This window comes from Vibrio sp. TRT 2004 (genome assembly GCF_050113735.1).
GTDB lineage: Bacteria > Pseudomonadota > Gammaproteobacteria > Enterobacterales > Vibrionaceae > Vibrio.
This window is the reverse complement of sequence record NZ_JBNJOH010000083.1, coordinates 1-5,529: the sequence shown is the minus strand read 5'-3', so window position 1 is coordinate 5,529 and position 5,529 is coordinate 1. Positions and strand designations below refer to the sequence as shown.

The 5,529-nt window shown below is 42.6% G+C and carries 7 protein-coding genes and 1 pseudogene; all 8 read right to left on the bottom strand.

Translation table 11 applies throughout. The features are described 5' to 3' along the window. Window positions 1–548, bottom strand: a 548-nt coding sequence (locus ACQEXR_RS19625; protein WP_427020976.1) for an RHS repeat-associated core domain-containing protein, incomplete at its 3' end; no start/stop codon positions are given. A 74-nt stretch (window positions 549–622) separates the two neighbouring features. Beyond that, on the bottom strand, window positions 623–1,396 hold the full coding sequence (locus ACQEXR_RS19620; RefSeq protein WP_427020975.1) for a hypothetical protein: 774 nt from the start codon (window positions 1,394–1,396) through the stop codon (window positions 623–625). Further along, window positions 1,389–1,769, bottom strand: a complete 381-nt coding sequence (locus ACQEXR_RS19615; protein ID WP_427020974.1) for a hypothetical protein — start codon at window positions 1,767–1,769, stop codon at window positions 1,389–1,391. Before ACQEXR_RS19615 ends, ACQEXR_RS19620 begins: the two co-directional genes overlap by 8 nt. Continuing rightward, entirely contained in the window at window positions 1,741–2,739 is a 999-nt protein-coding gene (locus tag ACQEXR_RS19610; protein WP_427020973.1) for a hypothetical protein, read from the bottom strand. The genes ACQEXR_RS19615 and ACQEXR_RS19610 overlap by 29 nt, the downstream gene beginning before the upstream one ends. A 58-nt stretch (window positions 2,740–2,797) precedes the next feature. Then, window positions 2,798–3,151 (bottom strand): hypothetical protein, encoded by a 354-nt coding sequence (locus tag ACQEXR_RS19605; protein WP_427020972.1) that lies wholly within the window; start codon window positions 3,149–3,151, stop codon window positions 2,798–2,800. Window positions 3,152–3,211: 60 nt separating this feature from the next. Further along, window positions 3,212–3,688 (bottom strand): hypothetical protein, encoded by a 477-nt coding sequence (locus ACQEXR_RS19600; protein ID WP_427020971.1) that lies wholly within the window; start codon window positions 3,686–3,688, stop codon window positions 3,212–3,214. Between the two features lie 504 nt (window positions 3,689–4,192). Then, a complete protein-coding gene (locus ACQEXR_RS19595) occupies window positions 4,193–4,510 on the bottom strand; it encodes a hypothetical protein (protein WP_427020970.1) in 318 nt (105 codons plus the stop codon). Further along, window positions 4,510–5,529: pseudogene (locus tag ACQEXR_RS19590) on the bottom strand (RHS repeat-associated core domain-containing protein); the annotation flags it as partial. The pseudogene ACQEXR_RS19590 and the gene ACQEXR_RS19595, both read right to left, overlap by 1 nt.

Sequence of the window (5,529 nt, the reverse complement as noted above, 5' to 3'; positions counted from 1 at the left end):
CCAAGCTTACCAATGACACCGCTGATAAAGCCTTGCTTGAAGCTGCCTCCTTGCAGTTCATGGATACCACCTTGAGCTACACCATGAGCAAGGGGTAACGCCACTCTTAAGCTTCCTGTTTGTGCATTGAATGGACTACCTTCTCCATGGGCAAGCCCATTGGTTATAACCGCTGATGCCCCACCGATCACACCTGCCTCTAATGCGCTGCCAAAGTCTCCCGTGGTCAAATACGTTGTTGTAAATGAGGTCGTCGCTCCATTGGCCGCCACCACCGCATAACTATCCAAGTAAGCTGACAGTACTTGTCCTCCTCCATAAGCCATCATTACCGTACCAACGATTGCACCAACCTTTTGAATCATCGGATTATCAAAAGTTTGAGACGCAACAAAAATAGCAAGCCCTGCAATAAACCAGCCCCAGACATGACCAGTTGGGTCATTAAATTTCACTGGGTTATTAAGCACATAAGCATAACGGTTGTAACTCTGGCTAAAGCTTGGTTCTGGCACAAACGTGTCGGCACTCAAGAAACGACCAATCACAGGGTCATACAAACGTGCTAAAAATTATAGCTCAAGCATTTAGCTACAATGCTTGAGCTATTGTGGAAAGGGTTTTATATATCTACTCTTACCGTTCTTTTCTGTTGAACATCCAGAGTTATTTGCCCATTGAATTGAGTTGGTATAGAGTCTTTCGTTGCAATGATATCCATTTCAAAAGTACAGCTGTCAAAACCTTGAGTTAGCTGAGCTTGAGTCTGACCGAATATCTCACTCAAACTCTTATTATAAGAACCAGAATTAAGCAGATGATCACCAGCAATTATGTTTGGCGATGCCGTTCGGATATTGGTCTCGACGCTATTTGTACAAGTTAGCGTTTCAACAACGTAAGAGTATGTATGGTCAGCTTCTGGCGCCCATGAGACATCGATCACTTCCCCTGAAAAACTCGTCGTTAGTGTGAAAGGTAATGGAAGCTCATTCACCGTTAATGAGCTTTGAACAACACCATTTCTTAATAACTTAACTAGATATTCGGATGCGTTTGCTGAAACATCTGCACCATAATAGTAAACGCCTCCTTCTACCGATGTTTCAGCTAACGAGAAGTTCACGCTATCAACCTCAGCGACCAGTTGGTCACCTCCATTAATAGCAACGTAGTTGAATGAGGTATCTTGCACATACGCAGCAACTTCAGCATCAGACGAACTTACCGCTGATAGTGTGAAGAGCACTTGTAAATCAGATACAGCATAATCACTGCTGTAACGAGTTACATGTGAGTCTGTGTTTATAGAGTTTGAACTGTCACTATCTCCGCTGCCACAGCCCGCAAGTAGTGCTAAAACCAATACTAGATACAGTTTTTTAACATTAATCATTGTACAAATACCTCACATCGTCACCACAACGAATAGAATTAGTAACCTTGATGTCATTATTAATTAGGCTATGGTTTTCAAAATACACAACATCACACTTAAAATCGCTAAGAAGATATTCCCTTAAAAAGAAACTATTCTCTTCGTTATTTTCAGGAGCACGAACTTTAACCCCATTACCTAAAACATAATAATAATTATGAGTACTATCCCTACCGATATACCCTCTATCAATAAAAGTCAGAGTAGTTGATTTCACTTCGACTCTTTCACCTATTTCATTTGCATGATTAGCCCATAAAAGAGTACAAGCCACAAACAGTACAAATGTGACGATCCTAGCTCTATTCGTCATTTCTAAAAAAATACTCATAACTCCAAACACCTACTCCGACTGCATCCGCTGTATCTTCTTTAAGCATGACTCCCATCCCCATTCTTACGGCGCCTGGAGCGGATAGCCCCAATCCGATGAAATTATTGATAGTGTTAGCACTTCCATCACTTATCCCACTCTCAACCATTACATCGACAAGCAGATGGTTTTTATTACCTAATCGACTGTCAATACTCGCAGCTGCCCATGACGCAGAAGCCGAACATAATAATCCTATGCTTTGATAGCACGCATACCCAGCAGCTCCTACTGCCAATCCATCGGCCATTAACCCAGGCCCTTCGTCTTTTACAAACTCGATTGTTTGTTGTGTGGCTATTGTATCAGCTTCTTGCATTACCGCTCTTGCTTCGCTCATTTTCGCAATGCCACTCATTCCACGTAAGTCATTGTATAAGTAGATCGTAATACTACTAATAGCAGAACGCATCACTGCATCTCGGCTGTTGGCACCACTTGCTGCGGCCGCTATACCTGACACGATAATCATACCTCCAGCTTGAAGAGTCTGCGTTTGAACATTGGCATGAACAATTCCTCCACCAAGCTTACCAATGACACCGCTGATAAAGCCTTGCTTGAAGCTACCACCTTGCAATTCATGGAAACCACCTTGAACCACACCATGAGCGAGGGGTAAAGCCGCTCCAAACGGACTCGTTCCACCTGTCGCTCCATGCGCTACCCCATAAGTGATTCCCGCAGACAAACCGCCTATTATCCCCGCCTGAAGAGAATCGTCAAAATCCCCAGTAGTGATATAGGTTGTTGAGAATGAAGCGGTCGCACCACTCGCAGCTGCTTGAGCAACTTCGCCCAAACCAGCATATAGCCCCGAGGTGGCATACCCAATGGCAATCGCACCAACCACCATTTCGGCCATTTGGATTGCAGGGTTCTCAAATGTTTGGCTCACCACAAAAATGCCATCGCTGCGGCGAACCACACCCAGTGCCCTGTTGGGTCAGTATACTTTACGGAAGCAGTAGCTAAGTTTCATATGATTAACTTTCCTTTCTTTCTGTAAGCAGGGGGCGTACTTTTCGAGTCCCAAACCAATACATAAGAAAAATCAAAGGCAGGGTTGCTAACATCCTCCATAAATTGCGAATCTCTAACAGTTGGAATACATACACAATTCCCCACACATATATAAACGAAGTAACAACACACATAATAAAATACGGATACTTTTTACGTACTGGTTGTAAAACCGAATTTAAAGAGACAACACTTGTATAAGCAAAACTACTAAGTATCGCCAATAAGTAATCTCCCTTAAAAAACAGTATTACAACACAGCACCAAAGTACGCCATATATTGCTGTTGTATCCCACTTATCATCTTGTTTATTCACACGTCATCACCGTATTACAACCTACTGAAACAGCATCATTCGCTGTTCCATTATTGATTTTCAATACAAGCCCAAAAGCTTCATCGACGTATTTACAACCATCTCAAAACTGTACTCATTACTAATAACCCCATCGGAGACTAATTTCTGATACTCTCTCTTCAAGCGACTAGCTTTATCCGTATCTATAACAGAAACCAAATGTGGCCGCGAATAGATTATATACATGGTGGATATAGCAAGAACGCTACCTTTTTCTCTCGCCTTTTCCAAAATAGAGACATACTGGCTTATATCTCGATAATACTCCTTGCTATAATAGTGAATTAGAAATGTAAAATACCAAGAATCACCATTCATATCTGAAGGAAGGCTCCGTTCAAATGTGTCTAATGCTAGGTCGTAACCTTCATGTTTGTTTTCAATAACTATTTTCTTAGCTAATAAAATTTCCCAATCATTAGGGAGTGATGAAGCTTGTGCATTCGGCAAAATTGTCCAAAATATCAACCCAACCAACAGTACAAGCTTTTTCATCGTTTCCACTCCACTACAGGCCAAGCGCGAGGTCGTACTTCCAAGACTCCCTGATACCCACATGCAGCAATATTATTTATCATACAAACATTCATTATTGTTGCTTCTCTCTCTAAATAACCTAGTGGATGAGTAACTTCTAATCCAAATATATTAATTTTAGGTATTAATACATCTATATAGTTAGAGTATTCAGGCTTTTTTAATTCGATGAAATAGTAGCGTCTGTCCGCATAAGAGCTTCTTGCACATACCCCTCAATCTCAGCATTGGAAGTGCTTGTTGCTGATAGTGTGAAGAACGCTTGTAAATCAGACGCAGCATAATCACTGCTGTAGCGAATGACATATGAATCAGGAGTGGAGGTGCCACAACACCAGGCACCCTCAGCCATCTCTAGCATTAAAAACAACAAAGCTCTGTAGGAAACTGAACCATAAAATGGCAAGCTTTAATTCTCACTTTCAAGAAGCATTACCCCCTTATTTTAGAGGGCATAAAAATCTAGCCTCTTCCCTCTACCCCAAGCAAGGCTGAGTAGGTTAAAGCGATACTCGGTATCAATATGATCCATATCACAGTACCTACCGATAGAAACATACATAGCCCACCAGAAACTAAGACTAAAATAGCAGCCCATTTACGATAACTAGAATTTGATAGTAATAGTTGATGCATTGATTTATCCATTAATCCAAAGAGCGTACTGAAAGCTAAAAATAACACCGCTACTTCGCCAGATTGAATATAGGCAGCCACACCGGGAACAAAACAAAATGGCATGGTATTAGTCACCATTTTCGAAACAAAACTAGCATCCATCAATCTTTCCTTGGTTCATTTAAAGAAGCTTCATCAAACAAAAAGCCTGAAACTTTACCGTATGCATCAAAGCCAATTGCAATCGGAAGTTTATATTTTGCTGGAGCAGCGCCTGCCACATGTTTTTCAATAACATAGGAAGACATACTATGCCCAGTTTTTGCTGCTGATGTCTCATTAAACTCTCCGCCATCGGTAGCATCCATAAAGTTTGAACCGAATGACAAGAAAACGGAACCTGAACCAAAAGTACCTGCACAGGGCAGATTACCCATTACCAGACAACCTGTCGCTACTGCATCAGAAGCTGTGGACAATTTAGCCGTCACATCTTTCCAATCCGTTGGAGGTCGTTCAGTTGCTCTACGGTTCATTTCCTTCATACGCGCGATATCGTTATAGAGATAAACAGTAATCACACTAACAGCAGAACGCATCACTGCATCTCGGCTATTGGAACCACTTGCTGCGGCCGCTATACCTGACACGATAATCATACCTCCAGCTTGAAGAGTCTGCGTTTGAACATTGGCATGAACAATTCCCCCACCAAGCTTACCAATGACACCGCTGATAAAGCCTTGCTTGAAGCTGCCACCTTGCAATTCATGGATACCACCTTGAGCTACACCATGAGCAAGGGGTAACGCCGCTCTTAAGCTTCCTGTTTGTGCATTGAATGGACTGCCCTCACCATGGGCAAGCCCATTTGTAATACCAGCAGATAGGCCTCCTATCACACCAGCTTGGACTGAGTCTCCAAAATTTCCAGTAGTGATATAGGTCGTAGAGAATGAAGCGGTTGCACCGCTCGCTGCCGCTTGAGCTACTTCGCCCAAGCCCGCATATAGCCCCGAGGTGGCATAACCCATCGCAATTGCACCGACCACCATGCCAGCCATTTGGATTACAGGGTTTTCAAACGTCTGACTCACAACAAAGAATGCCATCGCAGCAGCCCACCACACCCAGTGCCCTGTTGGGTCAGTATATTTCAACGGGTTGTTATACACGTATGC

Bases quoted from the DNA above. Each gene is read 5' to 3' on its own strand.
- ACQEXR_RS19620 (WP_427020975.1), bottom strand. From the start codon at position 1,396: ATGATTAATGTTAAAAAACTGTATCTAGTATTGGTTTTAGCACTACTT.
- ACQEXR_RS19600 (WP_427020971.1), bottom strand. From the start codon at position 3,688: ATGAAAAAGCTTGTACTGTTGGTTGGGTTGATATTTTGGACAATTTTG.
- ACQEXR_RS19595 (WP_427020970.1), bottom strand. From the start codon at position 4,510: ATGGATGCTAGTTTTGTTTCGAAAATGGTGACTAATACCATGCCATTT.
- ACQEXR_RS19615 (WP_427020974.1), bottom strand. From the start codon at position 1,769: ATGAGTATTTTTTTAGAAATGACGAATAGAGCTAGGATCGTCACATTT.